This is a genomic window from Ruminococcoides bili, assembly GCF_040093295.1.
GTDB lineage: Bacteria > Bacillota > Clostridia > Oscillospirales > Acutalibacteraceae > Ruminococcoides > Ruminococcoides intestinale_A.
This window is the reverse complement of record NZ_JBBNJY010000032.1, coordinates 1-19,394: the sequence shown is the minus strand read 5'-3', so window position 1 is coordinate 19,394 and position 19,394 is coordinate 1. Positions and strand designations below refer to the sequence as shown.

18 protein-coding genes are annotated in these 19,394 nt (G+C 37.2%); 16 read left to right on the top strand and 2 right to left on the bottom strand.

Annotation, left to right across the window (positions count from 1 at the left end; translation table 11 throughout):
- The first annotated feature begins 433 nt into the window (after positions 1–433).
- The 15 genes from AAAY30_RS09380 to AAAY30_RS09310 all read left to right on the top strand — a co-directional run bounded on the left by AAAY30_RS09380 (position 434) and on the right by AAAY30_RS09310 (position 15,148).
- On the top strand, positions 434–928 hold the full coding sequence (locus AAAY30_RS09380; protein WP_022234846.1) for a YceD family protein: 495 nt from the start codon (positions 434–436) through the stop codon (positions 926–928).
- Positions 929–956: 28 nt separating this feature from the next.
- Positions 957–1,145, top strand: coding sequence for a 50S ribosomal protein L32 (gene rpmF / locus AAAY30_RS09375; protein WP_022234847.1), 189 nt, complete (start codon positions 957–959; stop codon positions 1,143–1,145).
- A 107-nt stretch (positions 1,146–1,252) separates the two neighbouring features.
- Complete coding sequence (locus AAAY30_RS09370; protein ID WP_186935922.1) at positions 1,253–2,560, top strand: DUF512 domain-containing protein; 1,308 nt, start codon at positions 1,253–1,255, stop codon at positions 2,558–2,560.
- Positions 2,561–2,567: 7 nt separating this feature from the next.
- Entirely contained in the window at positions 2,568–3,890 is a 1,323-nt protein-coding gene (gene der, locus AAAY30_RS09365) for a ribosome biogenesis GTPase Der (RefSeq protein ID WP_499215943.1), read from the top strand.
- Positions 3,890–4,609, top strand: coding sequence for a glycerol-3-phosphate 1-O-acyltransferase PlsY (gene plsY, locus AAAY30_RS09360; protein WP_337781463.1), 720 nt, complete (start codon positions 3,890–3,892; stop codon positions 4,607–4,609). Before der ends, plsY begins: the two co-directional genes overlap by 1 nt.
- Before the next feature lie 59 nt (positions 4,610–4,668).
- A complete protein-coding gene (locus tag AAAY30_RS09355) occupies positions 4,669–5,010 on the top strand; it encodes a histidine triad nucleotide-binding protein (protein WP_195411367.1) in 342 nt (113 codons plus the stop codon).
- A gap of 12 nt (positions 5,011–5,022) precedes the next feature.
- A complete protein-coding gene (locus tag AAAY30_RS09350) occupies positions 5,023–5,559 on the top strand; it encodes a phosphoribosyltransferase family protein (RefSeq protein ID WP_186935928.1) in 537 nt (178 codons plus the stop codon).
- A 25-nt stretch (positions 5,560–5,584) separates the two neighbouring features.
- Positions 5,585–7,726 carry a ComEC/Rec2 family competence protein gene (locus AAAY30_RS09345; protein WP_337781464.1) on the top strand — a complete coding sequence of 714 codons (2,142 nt, stop codon included), beginning with the start codon at positions 5,585–5,587 and terminating at the stop codon, positions 7,724–7,726.
- 10 nt (positions 7,727–7,736) lie between these two features.
- A complete protein-coding gene (holA, locus tag AAAY30_RS09340; RefSeq protein WP_022234853.1) occupies positions 7,737–8,780 on the top strand; it encodes a DNA polymerase III subunit delta in 1,044 nt (347 codons plus the stop codon).
- Positions 8,781–9,374 (top strand): ribonuclease M5, encoded by a 594-nt coding sequence (locus AAAY30_RS09335; RefSeq protein ID WP_295054133.1) that lies wholly within the window; start codon positions 8,781–8,783, stop codon positions 9,372–9,374. It begins immediately after the preceding gene.
- A gap of 51 nt (positions 9,375–9,425) precedes the next feature.
- Complete coding sequence (locus AAAY30_RS09330) at positions 9,426–9,818, top strand: putative ABC transporter permease (protein ID WP_295050259.1); 393 nt, start codon at positions 9,426–9,428, stop codon at positions 9,816–9,818.
- Positions 9,819–9,883: 65 nt separating this feature from the next.
- Complete coding sequence (locus AAAY30_RS09325) at positions 9,884–10,555, top strand: ABC transporter ATP-binding protein (protein ID WP_499215942.1); 672 nt, start codon at positions 9,884–9,886, stop codon at positions 10,553–10,555.
- 3 nt (positions 10,556–10,558) lie between these two features.
- Positions 10,559–13,240: an ABC transporter permease gene (locus AAAY30_RS09320; protein WP_499215941.1), complete on the top strand. Its 2,682-nt coding sequence runs from the start codon at positions 10,559–10,561 to the stop codon at positions 13,238–13,240.
- Between the two features lie 49 nt (positions 13,241–13,289).
- On the top strand, positions 13,290–13,946 hold the full coding sequence (locus AAAY30_RS09315; protein WP_249375899.1) for a response regulator transcription factor: 657 nt from the start codon (positions 13,290–13,292) through the stop codon (positions 13,944–13,946).
- The gene (locus AAAY30_RS09310) at positions 13,943–15,148 is read left to right on the top strand and encodes a HAMP domain-containing sensor histidine kinase (protein ID WP_295058357.1); all 1,206 of its coding nucleotides are present in this window, start codon (positions 13,943–13,945) and stop codon (positions 15,146–15,148) included. The genes AAAY30_RS09315 and AAAY30_RS09310 overlap by 4 nt, the downstream gene beginning before the upstream one ends.
- 52 nt (positions 15,149–15,200) lie before the next feature.
- On the opposite strand, the gene putP is transcribed toward AAAY30_RS09310, so the two are convergent.
- Positions 15,201–16,751, bottom strand: a complete 1,551-nt coding sequence (putP, locus tag AAAY30_RS09305) for a sodium/proline symporter PutP (RefSeq protein WP_295026893.1) — start codon at positions 16,749–16,751, stop codon at positions 15,201–15,203.
- Positions 16,752–16,920: 169 nt separating this feature from the next.
- Here putP and AAAY30_RS09300 point away from each other — a divergent pair, with 169 nt between their 5' ends.
- Positions 16,921–17,661, top strand: coding sequence for a M23 family metallopeptidase (locus tag AAAY30_RS09300; protein ID WP_022234861.1), 741 nt, complete (start codon positions 16,921–16,923; stop codon positions 17,659–17,661).
- A gap of 274 nt (positions 17,662–17,935) precedes the next feature.
- On the opposite strand, the gene AAAY30_RS09295 is transcribed toward AAAY30_RS09300, so the two are convergent.
- Complete coding sequence (locus AAAY30_RS09295; protein WP_022234862.1) at positions 17,936–18,559, bottom strand: cytidylate kinase-like family protein; 624 nt, start codon at positions 18,557–18,559, stop codon at positions 17,936–17,938.
- Between the last annotated feature and the right edge of the window lie 835 nt (positions 18,560–19,394).

Sequence of the window (19,394 nt, the reverse complement as noted above, 5' to 3'; positions counted from 1 at the left end):
TATAAAAGAAATAATTAACTTTTCATTATATATCGGAAGATTTTTATGGGCGCTGCTCAAACCCGCAATTTTTGAAAAAATTGAGTAAACTTTTTTGCCTTTGGGAGGATAATTTAGCGTTAGCTAAATTTTAATGCCCGACCGACACTCCGCCAAACCCAATTTATCAAGTTTAACCAAAATTTAGAACAGAAAAAATACCCTATAAACTCATTTTAATATGTCTGATATTTACTTAAATTTATAACTTGTATTTTGTGCATTAACAATGAATTTTACTTATAATTCCTATAAATAATAATTTTGAAAAAAATTAAAAAAATAGCGTATTTATGAAGAATTTATCGTAAATATCGGTTGACAAAGCGCAAATACTTTTGTATAATAATCAATAGCGTTTTAATATGCGTTTATGCGGTCAAGAGGTGCAATTATGCTTTTTGAACTTAAAAGTGTCTTTCAAAATGAAGGCGAAGAAAAAACAATCAGCTATAAGCTGGATATAAGCAATATTGACATTGACGGCGTTTTTCCATTCAAAACACCGCTTGATATTACCGCAACAGCAGGAAACAGGGCATCACTTGTTGACCTTACTTTGCTTGTCAGCTTTGACTATGTTCGCAGCTGCGACAGATGTGGAGAAGAATTTACAAGGAAGATGAAGTACAAGTTTACTCATAAGCTTGCCCGTACTCTTGAAACTGACGGCAACGACGACTATATTGAAACACCTGATTTTGTACTCGACCTTGATGAAACGGTTATTTCTGATGTGCTGTTGTCGCTTCCGCAGAAAAACCTCTGTAAAGAAGATTGTAAAGGACTGTGCAGTCAGTGCGGTCATAATCTTAATGAGGGTGAATGCGATTGCGATAAAAAGCAGGTTGACCCAAGGCTCGAGATTCTTAAACAACTTATGGATTGATATATGTTATTGTAAGGAGGTCTTTGTAATGGCAGTACCAAAGAGAAAAACTTCACACGCAAGAAAGAGTTCAAGACGTTCAACAGTTTGGAAGCTCAACGCTCCAACACTTGTAATTTGCCCTAACTGCGGTGAGTACAAGGCAGCTCACAGAGCTTGCGGCAACTGCGGTATGTATAACGGCAGACAGGTAATCGTAAAAGCTAACGAGAACTAATTACGGTACAAACATTATGGGCGGCAGAATTCTGTACGCCCTTTTGTTTTGCTCTGATACCTTGAATTTTTCGTGATTTTTGTGTAAAATAAGTGTGAGGTGAGTTCGTGGCTGTAAATATATTTGGTGTGACTGCTAACAGTCACGCAGACAGAGCAAAAATTAAAAGCGGTGAAATTCTGCTTAGTATTAACGGAAATATAATCGAAGATGTCCTCGATTACCGTTTTTATCAGGTAAACAGAGATTTGACACTCGAGATTAAAGATAAAAACGGCGAAATCAGAACAGTCCGTATTGTGAAAAGTGAATACGAGGAAATCGGTCTTGAGTTTGAAACTTATCTGATGGACGAGCAAAAGAGTTGCCGTAATAAGTGTATTTTCTGTTTTATAGACCAATTGCCTAAAGGTATGCGTGAATCACTTTATTTTAAAGACGATGACAGCAGACTTTCATTTTTGTTTGGTAATTACATTACGCTCACAAACCTTACACAGCACGAAATTGACAGAATCATAAAAATGCACATCAGCCCGATAAATGTGTCGGTTCACACTACGAATCCACAACTGCGCTGTAAGATGATGCATAACCGTTTTGCAGGTGATGCGTTAAGACATCTTGAAAGTTTTGCAAAGGCAGGAATCAGTCTTAACTGTCAGATTGTTGCTTGCCCCGGTATAAATGACGGTGATGAACTTATCCGTACTTTTACCGATCTTGAAAAACTTGGAGTTAATATGACCGCTGTCGTGCCTGTAGGACTTACAAAATATCGTCAAGGATTATATCCGCTTACGGAATACAATCAAGAAACTGCCGCACAGACGCTTGATATAATCGAAAAATTCGGTGATGAATGTGTTAAAAAGTACGGCAGAAGAATTTTTTATGCCGGCGATGAATTTTATATAAAGGCTAACAGACCGATTCCCGATCCTGATTTTTATGAGGGCTTTCCCGCCGTAGAAGACGGTATTGGTATGATTGCCTGTCTTAAAGAAGAAATTGAGTTTGCTGTGGAGGACAGCGAGTACAATGATGCATTGAATTATAAGGTGACTATGGCATGCGGCGAGGCTGTTGCACCTTATTTGAGAGATATGATGAAGATTATTGCAACAAAATTTCCGAATATAGAGATAAATGTTGTTGCAATTAAAAATAACTTTTTCGGCGGAGGAGTTAATGTGTCGGGTTTGGTCACAGGCGGTGACTTGATTGACCAGCTGAAAGACAAAGACCTTGGCGACAAACTTTTTATTCCGTCATCTATGCTTAGATTTGAAAATGACATTTTCCTTGATGATGTTTCGGTTGAAGATGTTGAGCGTGAGCTTAATATTTCTCTTGGAATTGTAAATAACAACGGTGACGAACTTGTAAGAGAAGTTACCACGGTAAAGGAATGATAGAAGAATGAATAAACCTGTAATTGCGATTGTAGGCAGACCGAATGTCGGTAAATCTACACTTTTTAATAAACTTATCGGTCAAAGACTTTCAATAGTCGATGATACACCGGGTGTTACCCGTGACCGTATTTACGGCGAGGTTGAATGGCTCGGCAAAAAAGCGTTTATAATTGACACAGGCGGTATTGAACCAAAATCCGACGATATTATTTTGTCGCAGATGCGCAGACAGGCACAACTTGCCATTGATACCGCAAATGTAATTATCCTTGTTACGGACGGCAAAACAGGTATGGTTGCCACAGATATGGATATTGCGCAGATGCTTATGAAATCAAACAAGCCGATTGTGCTTTGTGTAAATAAATGTGACGGAATCGGCGAACCGACTCCTGAATTTTATGAATTCTATAATCTCGGACTCGGAGATCCTATTCAGGTTTCATCTGTTCACGGACACGGCACGGGCGATTTGCTTGACAATGTGTTTGAACACCTTGATTTTACAGAGGACAGCGAGGATGACGGCACAGTAATTAATGTGGCTGTTATAGGCAAGCCAAATGCAGGTAAATCATCGCTCATTAATAAAATTACAAACGAGGAGCGCTGCATAGTTTCTGACATTGCGGGTACTACAAGAGATACCATTGACACAATGATTGAAAATAAGTACGGTAAATTTAACTTTACCGATACAGCAGGACTTCGTCGTCAGAATAAAATTTATGATGATATTGAAAAGTACAGTATTATCAGAGCAAAGATGGCTATTGAACGCAGTGATGTATGCGTTATTATGATTGACGCAGAGGCAGGCGTTACCGAGCAGGATACAAAGGTAGCAGGACTTGCTCACGAGGCAGGCAAGGCTTGTATTCTTGCGGTAAATAAATGGGATGCAATTGAGAAAAAAGACAAGACAATGCAGGAGTTCAGGAAAAAACTTGATACAGACTTTGCATTTATGTCTTATGCTCCTAAGGTATTTATTTCTGCAAAGACAGGTCAGCGTATTGACAGGTTGTTTGAATTTATTGTAAGCTGTGCGGAGCAGTCTGCAAGAAGGATTACAACAGGTATGCTCAATGAATTGCTTGCACAGGCTACAACAAGAGTTCAGCCGCCGTCGGATAAAGGCAAGAGATTAAAGATTTTTTATGTTACCCAGGCATCGGTTAAGCCGCCGACATTTATTTTCTTCTGTAATAACGCTCAATTATTCCACTTTTCTTATCAGCGCTATCTTGAAAACAGAATCAGAGAGGCATTCGGACTTGAGGGCACACCAATCAGAATTATTATCAGGGAGCGTGGCGAAAAGTAATGAATTTTTATTTATCGTTTTTAGCGTATAATTGTTGGAGAATTATAATTACTGCCGTTATAGCTTATCTTTTAGGCAGTGTGAATACAGCCGTTATAGTTACAAAGATTGTAACGGGCGGCAAGAAAGACATTCGTGAAATGGGCAGCGGTAATGCAGGATTTACAAATGTTCTGCGTTCCGTAGGAAAAGTGCCTGCAATTTTTACAATCGTATGTGACGCACTTAAGTGTGTGGTTGCGGTTATTATCGGCTGGTTGATTTTCTCGACTATTCCTGCAGACAGTCAGATTCTTTCAAATGAATTTGGCAACTGCGGCAAGTATATAGCCGGTATTTTTGCAATACTCGGACATTCATATCCTGTTTATTTCCACTTTAAAGGCGGTAAAGGTGTTGTAACCGCTGCCGCTCTTATAGCAAGCGAGGATTGGAGAGTATTTATTGCGGTTATCGCAGCTTTCCTTATTGTTTTTGCTTGTTCAAAAATCATTTCACTTTCGAGCATAACAGCGGCTGCACTTTACGGCCCATTTACTTTCCTTGCAACATTCTTGTTTGATTATCCGAAGGGATATTCTTTAGGCTATGTTATCTTGTCAACGGTTGCGGCATTGATTATCGGTATATTTGTTATTGTTAAGCATAAGGATAACATCAAAAGACTTATGCGTGGCGAAGAAAAGAAAATTACCGCAAAGAAAAAGACAAACGCTTGACGGACTTTTGCAAAAGTTGTAAAATAATGACGGATAATTTTATTGAAAGGTCGAATATTATGTCTGACTGTATTTTTTGTAAAATAGTTGACGGTTCTATTCCGTCTACAAAGGTTTATGAGGATGATAAAATCCTTGCATTCAAGGACTTAAATCCACAAGCACCTGTTCACACTCTTATTGTTCCGAAACAGCATATCTGCTGTGCTGATGAAATTACTGCCGATAACTGTGAGATAGTCGGTTATATATTCTCAAAAATTCCGGAGATTGCAAAATCACTTGGTCTTGAGAACGGCTATCGTATTGTTAATAACTGCGGTGAAGACGGCTGTCAGTCAGTAAAGCACTTGCACTTCCATTTACTCGGCGGCAAAAAGCTTGCTGAAAATATGGCTTAAGAGGTGGAAAAGATGGGTACATACAAAATTACTATTGCAGGTCACGAGCGTGAACTTGAGCTTTTTCCTGTAAGCGATAAACTTGATATTGCAGCTTTTATTATGTTTGGCGATGTTGAAATTACCGAAGCATCTGCTAAAGAACTGTTAAAGATTTGCCCTGAACACGATGTTGTTGTTACGGCAGAGGCAAAAGGTATTCCTCTTTGCTATGAAATGGCAAGACAGGGCTGCAAAAATTATGTTGTTGCCCGTAAAGGCGTTAAGGTTTATATGAGAAACCCTATTGAAGTAAATGTTAAGTCAATCACAACCGAGAATGAGCAAAAGCTTTATCTTGGCGAGGGTGACGCAAACTTTATTAAGGGCAAAAGAGTTTTGATTGTTGATGATGTTGTTTCAACAGGTCAGAGCCTTGAGGCAATTGAAGAGCTTGTTACTAAGGCCGGCGGAAATATAGTAGGTAAAGCGGCTGTGCTTGCCGAGGGTGACGCAAGAGGCAGAAAAGATATTATTTATCTTGAGGAATTGCCGCTGTTTTTTAAATAAAACTGATAAATAAGGATTGAATTTTATGAAACGACCGTTTGCATTGATTGGTATTACTTATCTTTCTGTGCAAGCGGCACTTTTTTATTTAGAGTCGGATTTAGCAGCGGCAATATTAACCGCTGTGTGTTTTATCGGAACGATTGTTTCGCTCTTTATACTTAAAAATAGAAATTTACGGCATACGGTGCTTGGCTTTTGTTTGACAGCAGCATTTGCAAGTACGATTTTCAGCGGATATAATATATTTGTTAAACAGCCGATTGTAGATAAATATTCCGAAAGAGAAATATATGTGACGGCAACTGTACTTGAGCAACCCACGGTGCAGTACGATACTTACAGATATTTAATTGAAACCGATAGTATAAACGGAAAAATTGAAAAACTGAAAATCTGTCTTTCAACAATTAATGAATTAAATGTTGAAGAATTTGACAGAATAAGCTGTGTTTTGCCATTAAAAGAATGTACTAAAAGTCAGATGATTGCTGACGGTGCGTTTTTACAGGCATCTGTTAATAAAAACTTTGCTTATATTGTAAAAAAGACCGATGACAAGCCTCTGTATTATCAAGCTGTAAAGATAAGAGAAAATTTTGCGGACAGTTTTGAACAAAATATGTCGCAGGATTGCGCATCACTGTGCAGAGCGGTTTTATTGGGAGAAAAAACCGCTTTATCGCAAGAAATTCAGAACGATTTTACCCGTTGCGGTGTAAGTTTTTTGATAGTTGTGTCGGGTATGCATCTTGCCATAATCAGCAGTTTTGTATTTTTGTGTATCAAGAAAATTATAAAAAACAGAGTTTTGCGTTCGATGATAATGCTTATGTGCGCATTTTCATTTATGGCGGTAACAGGATTTGCACCATCTGTTGTAAGAGCGGGAGTAATGCTTGCCGTAGTGTATTCGGGAAAAATGTTTATGCGCAAAGGAGATTCGCTCAATTCGCTCGGAATTGCGGCTTTAATTCTCACCGTACCTAATCCTACAGCTGTTGCTGATGTGGGTATGCTTTTATCTTTTACCGCAACGCTTGGAATAATATTGTGGGCAAGAAAAATTACAGTTTATATAATGGGCAAATTTGCAAAACTGAAAAGACTTAAAAAGCCCGTTGAATTTACAGTAAACTTATTTGCGGTTTCCGTTTCTGCCGCTGTATGGACAATGCCGATTTCAGTGTTGATGTTTGGTAAAGTATCGGTATTTTCAATCTTGCTTTCCGTTATACTTTCGCCTGCGGTAAGCGTACTTGTAGCTTGTGCGTTGCTTGCGGTGATTCTTTACGGCTTTGGAATTGTAAGTATTATTGCTTATCCGCTTACCTTTGTATGTGAGCAGTTAAGTAAGTATGTAATTTTTATTGTCGGCACATTTTCGGATATTCCGTTTTCTTCGGTAAACGCACGAAAACCGTATTTTTACATTTGGCTTGCTCTTATTGCGGTTATGGTGATTGTCGGATATTTTGTTAAAAACAAAGCAAACTATGCCGTTAAGAGCACTGTTATTTCGCTGTGTGTTCTTGCACTCGGTTTTGCGGTTTACTCCGTAATTGATGTAAATACAACCGTCATTAATATTTACGCAACGGGAGGAAATACGGTTACGGTAAAGCGTGGAAAAAATTGCTCGGTTGTCAGCTGCGGCGGAGAAGCAACAAATGTATATTATGCCGTGTCTGATATTATGGAAGATACGACTTTGCTTGATTTTTTGATTGTGCCTTCGGATTCGGACGGAAGTTTGCTTTATGCCGATATTTTCCAAACAAAATTTGACGAATCGGATGTTTTGATATATGATAGTAAAGGTGAGAATGAAGATAACGGTAATGTAAAATATTTTACTGTAAATAAAAGTTTTACGCTTAATTTAAATTCGGAAACAAAAGATGAAGCAGTAAGCACGGAAAGCGGTGTGTACCAGTATATCAGCACCGAAAGCACCACTGTTTTGTTACTTGACGGTAATTGCAAGGCAGAAGATATTTTGGAAAAACACAGAAAAGCAGATTACATAATTACCGATAAAGACGGAGATAATTTGCAAGATATTTGCGGTAAAAGAATTATTACGAATACCGACGATGCAAACGCAAAAGATTGCGAAGATATGATTTTTGTACGGGACAAAAATCTGCAGATTGTTATTGATTGACGGAGGAAATATGGCTGTACTAACAGATAAACAGATGGACAAGCATATAAAAGAAAGAAATTTTGCAAAGGTGTATTTGATTTACGGCGAAGAGCAAATGTATGTAAAAAAATATACCGATAAGCTTGTTACGGCTGTAGCAGGTAAGACACCGTCAGAGTTTAATTTTCATTCATTCGGTGACAGCATTAATTTTGACGAGCTTGCCGCCTCTGTACAAATAGTTCCGTTTATGAGTGAATTTAACTGTGTTCTCGTAAGCGATGCGGCTTTCGATGAATTTAATGCAAATGATAACGCAAGGTTTGCAGATATATACAAGGCAGTGCCTGACGGTTGCGTATTTATAGTTTCTTTGCCGTCTGTAAAACCTGTTAAAAATAAAACCGTTTTGCCTGCATTAAAAAAATATGCCGATAAAAACGGAATCGTTTGCGAGTTCAATACTCTTACTCAAAACGAGCTTGTTAAGTTTATTGCAAAATGGGCGAATGCAAACGGAAAATTCATTTCACAGGTAAATGCCACACAACTTATTTCGCTTTGCGGTCGTGACCTTAATATGCTGAAAAATGAGATAGATAAAATTTCCGCATATGCAAAGGGAGAAGAAATCTCTGACGAAGACATAGAAAAACTTGCGACGGTTACACTTGAATCAAAGGTTTTTGCGCTTTCGGACGCTGTGCTTAACGGCAATGCACAAAAAGCCTTTAATACGCTTGACACCTTATTTTATCAGCAGGAAAAGACGGCGGATATGCTGTTTATTTTATCGCAGGCTTTTATAGACGCATACAGAATCAGAGTTGCTGATGAAAGCGGCGTACAAAAAACGGAGGTTGCGAGTAAGTTTAATTATAAAAACAGAGCGTTTGTACTTGATAATGCAAGAAGGGCAACAAAGCGAGTTTCTACGCAGGCTTTAAGAAAATCGCTTAGTTTGCTTTTGCAGGCGGAAACCGAATTTAAAAGTGTTTCGGTAAATGACAGAGTGTTCTTTGAAAAACTGATTGCACAGCTTTTGCTGACCGCTGAGAGGGGAAGAGTTTAATTGCTGAAAATAAAAGAGGCAATAATAGTTGAGGGCAGATATGACAAAATAAAATTGAAAAATCTTGTAGACACAACGATTATCGAAACAAACGGTTTCCGTGTGTTTTCGGATAAAGAAAAGCAAACGCTTATCCGCAAAATAGCACAGACGAGGGGAATACTTGTATTTACAGACAGCGACTCCGCAGGTTTTGTTATAAGAAATTTTTTGCGTGGTGCGGTTGATAAAAGCAAGATAAAGCATTGCTACATACCGCAGATAAACGGCAAGGAAAAGCGTAAGGCGCACAGTTCAAAAGAGGGCTTTCTTGGTGTTGAGGGAGTGAGCGATGATGTGATTATCAAGGCAATTCGCAAAAGCGGAGCTACAATAATCGGTGAAGATGAACAGGCAGACAGAGAAGAGGTAACAAAAGCCGACTTATACAGGCTCGGTCTTACCGGCAGAGAAAACTCCGAGAAATTAAGAAAAGCCTTGTTAAAGCACTTAGATATACCGTCTTACCTTACTGCCAATGCTATGCTGTCGGCAATCAATTGCTTATATTCGCTTGATGAACTGAAAAATATAGTTAATGAATTGGAAATTTAATAATCAGAATTTAAATCACCGTTTTTGGACATAATAAAAACGGTGATTTTTTTGTTAAAGAGATTAAAATGTGATTGTATCCTGTTTTCAATCGGCGGAGTTGCTTATGCTTTGCTTGAAATACTGTGGCGCAGAAAAACTCATTGGACAATGGCGGTTACGGGCGGCAGTTGTTTTCTTACAATTTTCAGAATATATAAAAAATTCCCAAAACTGTGTTTACGCAGCAAATGCCTTATAGGCGGTGCCGTTATCACACTTATGGAAGGAATATGCGGATTTATAGTGAATGTAAAATTTAAACTTAATGTCTGGGATTACAGCAATTGTACGCTGAATTTTAAAGGACAGATTTGCCCGTTTTACAGTATGCTGTGGACGCTTTTGTGCATACCTATAAGCTGCATATGCAAATTGCTTTGTAAAAACAAAAAAATTATTTAGCAGTCACTTTAGCGTCATTATGAGTATTTATAATAAACCTGTAAAATAAATTTGGAGGAATTATTATGGAAATACTCAAAGTTGAAAATCTTGTAAAAACCTACGGAGAGGGAGATAATATTGTAAATGCGGTTGACGATATTTCTTTGTCTGTAAATAAGGGAGAATTTGTTGCTATAGTAGGCGCAAGCGGCAGCGGAAAATCAACGCTTTTGCATTTGCTCGGCGGTGTTGACAGACCGACAAGCGGCAAAATTTATATAGACGGAAACGAAATAAATAATATGAATAATGATAAACTTGCTATTTTCAGACGCAGACAGATTGGCATTGTTTATCAGTTCTATAATCTTATGCCGATTCTTACGGTGGAAGAAAATATCTCTCTTCCGTGTGACCTTGACGGTAACAGACCCGACAAAGAGAGAATGGATTTGATTTTAAAGTCTTTCGGACTTTTTGAAAGAAGAAATCATCTGCCAAACGAGCTTTCGGGCGGTCAGCAACAGAGAACCTCGATTGCAAGAGCTTTAATAAATAATCCGGCTATTCTGCTTGCTGACGAGCCGACAGGTAACCTTGATTCAAAATCCACAGAAGAAATTATGAGTATTTTGAAAATGTCTAACCGTGACTTTAATCAGACAATAATTATGATTACGCACAATCTTGAAATTGCAAAGGAAGCCGACAGAATTATTACAATTCAGGACGGCAAAATTTTAAGGGAGGCGTAAGGCTTGAAGATACTGAATAAACTTACTGTTAAAAATTTAAAGTTGAATAAAAGCCGTACGATTGTTACGATTATCGGTATTATGCTTTCGTGCGCTTTGATTATGGTTGTTGCCGGTATGGCGGCAAGCGCACAACAGACAATGGTAAACTTACAAATTAATATTACGGGTAATTATGATTTATTTGTAAAAGGAGCAAACAAAAAAATTATTGACAATGCGCAGGCAAACAGAAATGTAAAGGACATTTATATAAAACAAAATCTCGGTTGCGCATATCTGCCGCAGGCGAAATTTGACACAAAGCCGTACATAAATGTGGTTGCATTTAACGAAAAATCATTTACAGACTGCTTTAATGTTACACTTAAAGAGGGCAGACTTCCGCAAAACGGAAACGAACTTGTGCTTTCGCAGAGTGTAATTGAGAACAGCAGAGCGGAATTTAAAATAGGCGATACAATTACACTTGACTTGGGCAAAAGAGTTTATGTATCGGGTGCGGAAATACCGTTAAACGATACCGAATATTTTATTGACGAAAATGGTTTGGAAAAACTTGTCGATACTCATAAAAAGACTTACACTGTTGTAGGTGTGTTTAATAAGGTTTCTTCATCATATTTTGCGGCAGACAGCAATTCTGCGAGCAGTTCCGCTTTCACTTTAGCTGAAGAAAATGCCGATATAAATGATTTGTTTATAAGCTTTACATCAGACGGTGAAAAAGATTATATTACAACGAGCGGTGAGATTTTAAATTTAACGGGTGACGATTTTGAGAGTTTAAAAAATGATTTTGAAGTTTATCTTGAAAACGGCGATTTTTATGAGGCGAGTATAAACAAAGATTTGCTGAGATACAAAAGCTTTGCGCTAAGTGACGAGTATATGAGAATGCTTTTATCATTAGCTGTAATAATTATTGTAATTATTGCAATTTCAAGTATTTTTGTTATCCGCAACAGCTTTGCAATTTCAATTACCGAAAAAACAAAGTTGTACGGTATGCTTGCTTCAATCGGTGCTACATCAAAGCAGATAAGGCATAATGTGCTTTTTGAGGGCTTTGTGCTTGGCATAATCGGTATTCCGGCAGGCATTTTGCTTGGCGTAGGTGTAATTGCGCTGCTTGTGGTAATTTTGAACGCATTGCTCGAAAATATGCTGAACGGAATCTCATTTGTTTATGCTGTTCCATGGTGGGTAGCGGTTATTTCTGCTGTAATGTCAGCGGTTATTATTCTGTTTTCTACGCTTTCATCGGCTTTCAGAGCCTCAAGAATTGCTCCGATTACCGCAATCAGAGGCAACAACGACATTAAGATTAATAAAAAGAAAAGCTATAAATCACCGAAATTTATTAAAAAGCTGTTTGGTGTGGGCGGAGAAATTGCCTATAAAAACCTTAAACGCAGTAAAAAGAAGTACCGCACTACTGTGATTTCTATTATTATAACAGTTGCAATGTTTATTTCAATTTCCACCTTTATTGAGTACGGATTAAAAATTGCAGGTGATCACTTTAAGGATATGCCTTACAATATTACTGTACATGCAAACGATAAGCTGTCATACGAGGAATACGAAAATATTTACAAAAGAATCATTGCTGATACGGATATAAATTCAAGCATAAAAGCCTGTGAAAATTATTATGGCAATATAGTGGGGCTTACCGATTATTATACGGAGGATGCCAAAGCGGCAGAGTTATCGGGCGGTGATTTAGCGTATGTGTTTGGTGTGGATAATAAGAGCTTTAAGGAGTATGTAACCGCACTTGGATATAATTATGATGATGTCAAGGATAAAGCACTTATTACGAATGATTTTAAATACTACAATTCGGATAATATTCTTATCAAGGGTAAGGAATTTGACTTGCCTATGAACACTGTTGTAAAGTTGTATCCTAACGGAACCCCGTCATATACTGAGGATGATATTAAAGAAATTCAGAAAACAGATCCTGATTTTGTATATAATCCGGATGATTATAAGTCTGTTGACCTTGTTATATATGATACAATTAATAAGGAAGTGCCGGGGTCTATAGTTTCAAGTATTATGAGTACCCTAAATGAGGGAAGTGTGCTTGTAAGTGAGGATTATTTTAAAAAGCTGTTTGCCGAGGATAATGACCATACAACAGGAGTCATTGTTATTGATTCGGCTGACCCTGTAAATACGGTAGAATATATAAATAATCTTGATATAGAAAATCTTGATGTTTTTAATATTAACGAGCAAAAAGAACAGATGAATGCCATTGTGCTTATTATTGAAATCTTTGCTTACGGTTTTATTATTGTAATTTCACTTATCGGTATAACAAATGTATTTAACACAATCAATACCAATATGCGTTTGCGCAGTAAGGAATTTGCGATGCTCAAGTCTATCGGTATGACAAAGAAAGAATTTAACAGAATGATAAGACTTGAAAGTTTGTTCTACGGTTTAAAATCCTTGCTTATCGGTGTTCCGCTCGGATTGCTCGGAGGTTATGCTATATTTAAGGCTACGGGAAATACCATTATGCTTAACTATTCATTCCCGACTATGGCTGTACTCATAAGCATAGTGTTCGTATTCTTTGTTGTATGGCTTATTATGAAAATTTCTATCAGCAAAGTGAATAAACAGAATATAATTGAAACCATACGCAACGATAATATTTGACATATCGGCTTACAGGGTGATATAATCACAAAAGAAGGGAAGTGTTAGTATGAAGATACTGCTTGTTGAGGATAACAAAAGCATAATAAAAGGACTTGAGTATGCATTTGCACAGAACGGCTACAGTTGTGAATACTGTCTTAGTTTAGACGAGGCTGTACGAAAAGCACCTTTTAATTATGATGTAGCAGTGCTTGATATAATGCTTCCCGACGGAAACGGCTTTGATTTGTTTAAAAAAATTCGCAGATATTCCGATTTGCCTGTAATTTTTCTTACCGCTGTTGATGATGAAGACAGTGTAGTAAACGGACTTGAACTTGGTGCGGACGATTACATAACAAAGCCTTTTTCTACAAGAGAACTTATTGCACGCATAAAGCGAGTGGCGAATAAAAACAGTAAAAAGAACATAATTACAGTATCGGGCGTTACGCTTGATTTGGATAAATCGGCGGTGTTTGAAAACGGAAAACAGCTTGAACTTACCGCACTTGAATACAAATTACTGTCGTTGCTGATGCAGAATGTCGGCAGGGTGGTAACGAGAGAACTTATATTTGAAAAAATATGGGATGTATCGGGCAACTTTGTAAATGACAATACGCTTACCGTATATATCAAGAGAATACGCAAAAAGCTTGATGCGGATATAATAAAAACGGTAAAGGGAATGGGGTATCAGGTTGCGGAGGTCAGCGAATGAAAAATGCTCAAAAGTTTGTATGTGCGGGTCTTGCGGTAACAATTGTATTTTGTGTAATATCAGCTGTTTTTACTTTTATCGGTCTTGAGAATATAAGAAAAACAAGTAACGATACCATAAATCAGCTTGTAAATATACTGCTTGAAAAATACCCTGATGTCAGCGAAAAAGAAGTAGCCGAAATACTTAATAATAAAACCGAATATACGGATAATTCGGAATTTTTAAATAAGTATGGAATTTACCCCGAAAAGGATTGGGTTTCGTACAATAATCAAGGCTCATACAAATATGTGATTCTTTCGGTATCTGTTTGTATAGCGTTTGGACTTGCTTTTGCGGTTCTGTTTTTAGGGTATTTAAAAATTCAAAAGAAACAGACTATGGATATTGCAAAGCGGATTGAGCGTATAAATCTGGGTGATTATTCATTGCAGATTGACGAGAACAGCGAGGATGAGCTTTCTCTGCTTGATAATCAGATTTACCGTACAACCGTAAAATTCAGAGAGCAGGCGGAAAATTCAAGGAAAGACAAGGAAAACCTGCAAAAATCATTGTCGGATATATCACATCAGCTCAAAACTCCGCTCACTTCAATAATTGTTATGGTGGAGAATATTTTAGATGATGACGATATGCCGCTTGAAATCAGGCGTGAATTTTTAAATGATATTAAGCACAACACGAATACTATTTCTTTTTTGGTGCAAAGTCTTCTTAAGTTATCAAAACTTGACGCAGAGGCGGTTAAATTCAGATATGAGCAGGTTGAGGTGAAAAGCATTGTTGATGAATGTATTAAAAATACCGCTGTAATGGCTGAAATTTTGGGTGTAAGACTTGAAACCGACTGCAATGACATAATTCTTAATTGCGACAGAAAATGGCTTTGTGAGGCTATTACGAACATAATTAAAAACTGTATTGAACACTCGCACAACGGAAATATAAAAATAACCGCTGACCAAAATAAACTTTATACAAAAATCAGCATAAAGGATAACGGCAGCGGTATTACAAAAGAAGATTTGCCTCATATATTTGAACGATTTTATAAGGGAAAAAACTCAAGTGATGACAGTGTGGGTATAGGACTTTCACTTGCAAAGACAATTATTGAAAAGCAAGGCGGATACATAAGTGTATCGTCTGAACTTAATAAAGGCAGTGAATTTGTAATAAAATTCTTTAACAACTGAATATCAACAAAAAACAGGTTGCCGCTTAATTGCGACAACCTGTTTTTGTATCTTAGATTTCAATGCTTTTGATTGAATCAAACTCGTCCTGAATTTCTTTTGAAGGTTTCTTTGCTATAAGAGAAACTATAATATTTACGATAAGCGCAAGTGCAAAACCTAAAACAAGAGAATAAAGATTTGTTGCTTTGTAAAGAGTTACACCGTTTACGAGCGGTAAATAGTCCCATACAATAACTGTAAGTGCGCCTGTTGCCATACCGCTGATTGCACCTGCAAGTGTTGAGCGTTTCCAGAATAACGCAAGAAGTACAACCGGACCGAAAGCAGAGCCAAAACCTGCCCATGCGTCAGAAACAAGTCCCATAATACTTGAGTTAGGATTAATGGCAATTACAAAGCCGATAATTGCAACAACAACTACCGCAACCTTACCGATGTTAAGAGCACTTTTCTCTGTAGCGTTTTTCTTAACGCCTTTGTAAATATCCTCTGACACGGCAGATGCGGTAACAAGGAGCTGGCTGTCGGCTGTTGACATAATAGCGGCAAGAATACCGCAAAGGAATATACCGCCGATGAATATCATTATTCCGTTCTCGGAGAAGATCTGCTGAATAAGTCTGATGAATACTGTTTCGCTTGCTGTAGCGTCAAGGTTTTCGATAAGGTAACCTCTTGCAACAAGTCCGATAAGGCAAGATGCGGCAAGTGAAATGATAACCCATACGATAGCAATTTTTCTTGACTTTTTGATTTCAGAGTCACTTTTTACCGCCATAAATCTTATAAGAATATGTGGCATACCAAAGTATCCGAGACCCCATGCAAGGTTAGAAATAATGGAAACGGCAGAAACATTTGAACCGTCATCATTTTTAAAGAAGTTAAGGTAATTATCCGGGTTTGTTACACCGCTGTCGATAAGTGACTGTGAGAAACTGTTGTTATATGTAAGAGCTACATAAGCGATTATCGGAACCGCCATAATGGCAACAAGCATTAAAAGTCCCTGTATAAAGTCAGTGTAGCAAACAGCCTTAAATCCGCCGAGAAATGTATAAACAAGAATTACAATTACAGCAACTATAAGACCGATTGTATATACAGTGTTGTAGTTTTCAGAGTTGCCGAAAAGTGTAGCGAAAAGCTTTGCGCCCGAACTGAATGCCGAGGCTGTATATACTGTGAAGAATATTGCAATAATAATGGCAGATACCATTTTTATTACGCCCTTATCGTCACGGTAACGGTTCTGGAAAAAGCTCGGAATTGTAAGTGAGTTTCCTGCAACGATTGTATATTTTCTTAATCGTGCCGAAACAATGTACCAGTTGAGTATAGTACCGATCAAAAGTCCGACTGCTATCCATACCTCACCTGTTCCCGCAAGGTAAACCGAACCCGGAAGTCCCATAAGAAGCCAACCGCTCATATCGGAAGCCTGTGCAGAGAGTGCAGCGGTCCAGCCGCCAAGATTTCGTCCGCCGAGGAAATAGTCCTCGTTGTTTTTTGTGCCCTTAGACGATACAAAGCCAATAATTATCATAATGACCATATATGCCGCAAAGGAGCATAAAACTATTATATTTGCTGTACTCATATTTTCCTCCTCTATTTTGTTATTAAACACAAATACTCTTTAATAGTACCAAATTTCAGCAAAAAAATCAAGTATATTCAATGTTGTAGCAGATTTATACAATAAAATATTTTTATATAATTGTATATTTATTACAGCAGAGCCAATAATAACAACGGAGGTGCTATTTATGAGCGAAAATAACAGCAGAAAGAAAAAGAGCAGATATGAAAAGGCAGGATTCTATACTGCGCTTTCTATCTGCTTAATAGCCGTAACTATGGCAGTGTATTCAACATATAATACTATATCGGGAGCAAAAGAACCTACGGAGCAACCCACCACCACGGCAGTGGAGGTAAATAATCAGGTGACAGGTATAACGGAGATTGCAGAGGAAACTACATTTCCTAAAGTTGCAAATGAAATAACTGTTCCTACAATATCGGTTACAATTCCCCCTTACACCGAACCTACCGAGCAGGACACAACAAGAAATGCCTTACAAACTATGCTTTCAACCGATTTAACTCTAAGTTATCCGCTGAATCAGAAAAACATTATAAGAGAATACAGCGAGAAAACAGTGTATTATAAAAGTCTTAATGTATGGAAATCGCATCTCGGAGTGGATTTTGCGGGTGAGATAGGCGATGAAGTAACCGCAATGACAGGCGGTGCGGTAATAAAGGTTGACGAGGATAAACTGTACGGAAAAACGGTAGAGATTGCAACCGATAATGCCGTAGTTATTTACAGCGGATTAAACGGAATAACCGTAAAAGAAGGCGATTCGGTAGAAAACGGACAGAAAATCGGTGTAATAGGTGCAGTTCCTTGTGAAGTACACGACAAAAATCATATTCATGTTGCCGTTAAGATAGACAGACAATTTGCAGACCCGCTTTCATTTATCAGCAACGGGGAATAAAATCTCCGTTTTTATCATAGATATAATTATAGCACGCCCTCGTATCGTTTCAGGGGCAAACAAAAAAGTGATGGTTGATTTCAGCCATCACTTTTATCTTATTCGTATTCACGATTTACAATTTTACAAAGTACGGTTATCTTTCGCTCTGATGCCATTCTTCATTGCCAAAGATAAAATCATCAATATCCATTACAATAATTCTCATAAAAACACCTCCTATATTATAGTAAACAATACCATTATATTCAGGAAGTGCAGGAATTATACAGGATTACTTGTTAATAATATTTAAGTATTCACAAATAATGTCAACTGCCTGCTCGGTAGAAAGAGCTGTACTGTTAATGCACAAATCATAGTTATCTGCCAAGCCCCACTTTTTTCCTGAATAGAAACTGTAGTAGTTTGCTCTGTTTTTGTCTGCTTTTAATACTGCCTGCTTTGCACGAGCGGGATCAATACTTTGTCTTTCGACTGCTCTCTTAGTTCTTACATCAATGTCAGCATAGATATAAATCTTAGCGAGGTTTTGGTGATCCTTCAAAACATAATCCGCACATCTGCCAACGAATACGCATGGACCTTCATTGGCAAGCTGCTTGATAATCTTGTGCTGTAAAATGTAGAGCTTGTCATTAACAGGTAAATCACCCATAGATGAAAAACCGTTACCGTAATTATAAAGTCCTAATGAAAGAGAGTACAAAAGGCTGTTTGTAGCCTTCTCATCAACATTTTCAAATACTTCAGGACTAATTCCGCTCTCTTTGGCTGCTAAAGATATAAGCTCCTTATCATAGAATGGAATGCCAAGGCGTTCTGAAAGAGCCTTTCCTATGTTGTGACCGCCTGAACCGTACTGTCTTGTAATTGTAATAATGTTATTGCAGCTCATATCATAACCTCCGGTGCAAAGAAATGTATGGAAAAGTAACTTGTATTACTTACTCTATACATATATATAATATCATAAATTTTTAAAAAATCAAATGAATTATACAATTTTTACAAAATTTGTGTAATCAATATAAATTGATTTGAGTTGCTTTGTGCACTATTACCATATAGCATATAAGAAATATATTGAGTTTGTACGAAGTCTGTCTGATATATAAACTATACAGTTGAAATAAGTAATTGCCTGTAATACAGTTATTTATCAATATAAGACTTTATCTTAAGATTACATATATACTATTAAAGATAAAAGCAATTTTTGAAATTAAATCAGTTTTCAATTTAATAATCGTGATACTTGATTTTATTAGATATATATGTAAGAGAGTATTATTTCAGACTAAAAATAGTATATTCCATATATGTAAACACTATATATTGAGTTTATAAGGATAAAGTAAAAATTATTTAAAATTTTTTGAAAAAAATTGAAAAAAGGGGTTGCAATTTGTAAAAAGGAGTGATATAATATCAAAGTCGCTTGAGGAAAGCACAAACAACAGAAAGGTTTGAAAACACAGAAAAAAGCTTTTAAAAGTAATGAAAGAGATTTCAAAAAACTTTTTAAAAACTTTTAAAAAAGTGTTGACAAACGAAAATGAATGTGATATAATAATTCACGCACTGTTGAGAGAGGTTCGGTAAGAACCGACAAAAAACTTTCCAAAAAGTGCGTAGGACCTTGAAAATTAAACAACGAGAAAGATAAAGGAACCCGTAATACTTTGAGGATACTCAAAGATTTACAGTGAGATGCACACAACAAAGCATCA

What these genes read in the sequence shown, in the direction of transcription:
- AAAY30_RS09310 (WP_295058357.1), top strand. Translation starts at nt 13,943, where the DNA reads ATGAAAAATGCTCAAAAGTTTGTATGTGCGGGTCTTGCGGTAACAATT.
- AAAY30_RS09345 (WP_337781464.1), top strand. Translation starts at nt 5,585, where the DNA reads ATGAAACGACCGTTTGCATTGATTGGTATTACTTATCTTTCTGTGCAA.
- AAAY30_RS09350 (WP_186935928.1), top strand. Translation starts at nt 5,023, where the DNA reads ATGGGTACATACAAAATTACTATTGCAGGTCACGAGCGTGAACTTGAG.
- rpmF (WP_022234847.1), top strand. Translation starts at nt 957, where the DNA reads ATGGCAGTACCAAAGAGAAAAACTTCACACGCAAGAAAGAGTTCAAGA.
- AAAY30_RS09315 (WP_249375899.1), top strand. Translation starts at nt 13,290, where the DNA reads ATGAAGATACTGCTTGTTGAGGATAACAAAAGCATAATAAAAGGACTT.
- AAAY30_RS09325 (WP_499215942.1), top strand. Translation starts at nt 9,884, where the DNA reads ATGGAAATACTCAAAGTTGAAAATCTTGTAAAAACCTACGGAGAGGGA.
- AAAY30_RS09300 (WP_022234861.1), top strand. Translation starts at nt 16,921, where the DNA reads ATGAGCGAAAATAACAGCAGAAAGAAAAAGAGCAGATATGAAAAGGCA.
- holA (WP_022234853.1), top strand. Translation starts at nt 7,737, where the DNA reads ATGGCTGTACTAACAGATAAACAGATGGACAAGCATATAAAAGAAAGA.
- plsY (WP_337781463.1), top strand. Translation starts at nt 3,890, where the DNA reads ATGAATTTTTATTTATCGTTTTTAGCGTATAATTGTTGGAGAATTATA.
- AAAY30_RS09380 (WP_022234846.1), top strand. Translation starts at nt 434, where the DNA reads ATGCTTTTTGAACTTAAAAGTGTCTTTCAAAATGAAGGCGAAGAAAAA.
- der (WP_499215943.1), top strand. Translation starts at nt 2,568, where the DNA reads ATGAATAAACCTGTAATTGCGATTGTAGGCAGACCGAATGTCGGTAAA.
- AAAY30_RS09295 (WP_022234862.1), bottom strand. Translation starts at nt 18,559, where the DNA reads ATGAGCTGCAATAACATTATTACAATTACAAGACAGTACGGTTCAGGC.
- putP (WP_295026893.1), bottom strand. Translation starts at nt 16,751, where the DNA reads ATGAGTACAGCAAATATAATAGTTTTATGCTCCTTTGCGGCATATATG.
- AAAY30_RS09355 (WP_195411367.1), top strand. Translation starts at nt 4,669, where the DNA reads ATGTCTGACTGTATTTTTTGTAAAATAGTTGACGGTTCTATTCCGTCT.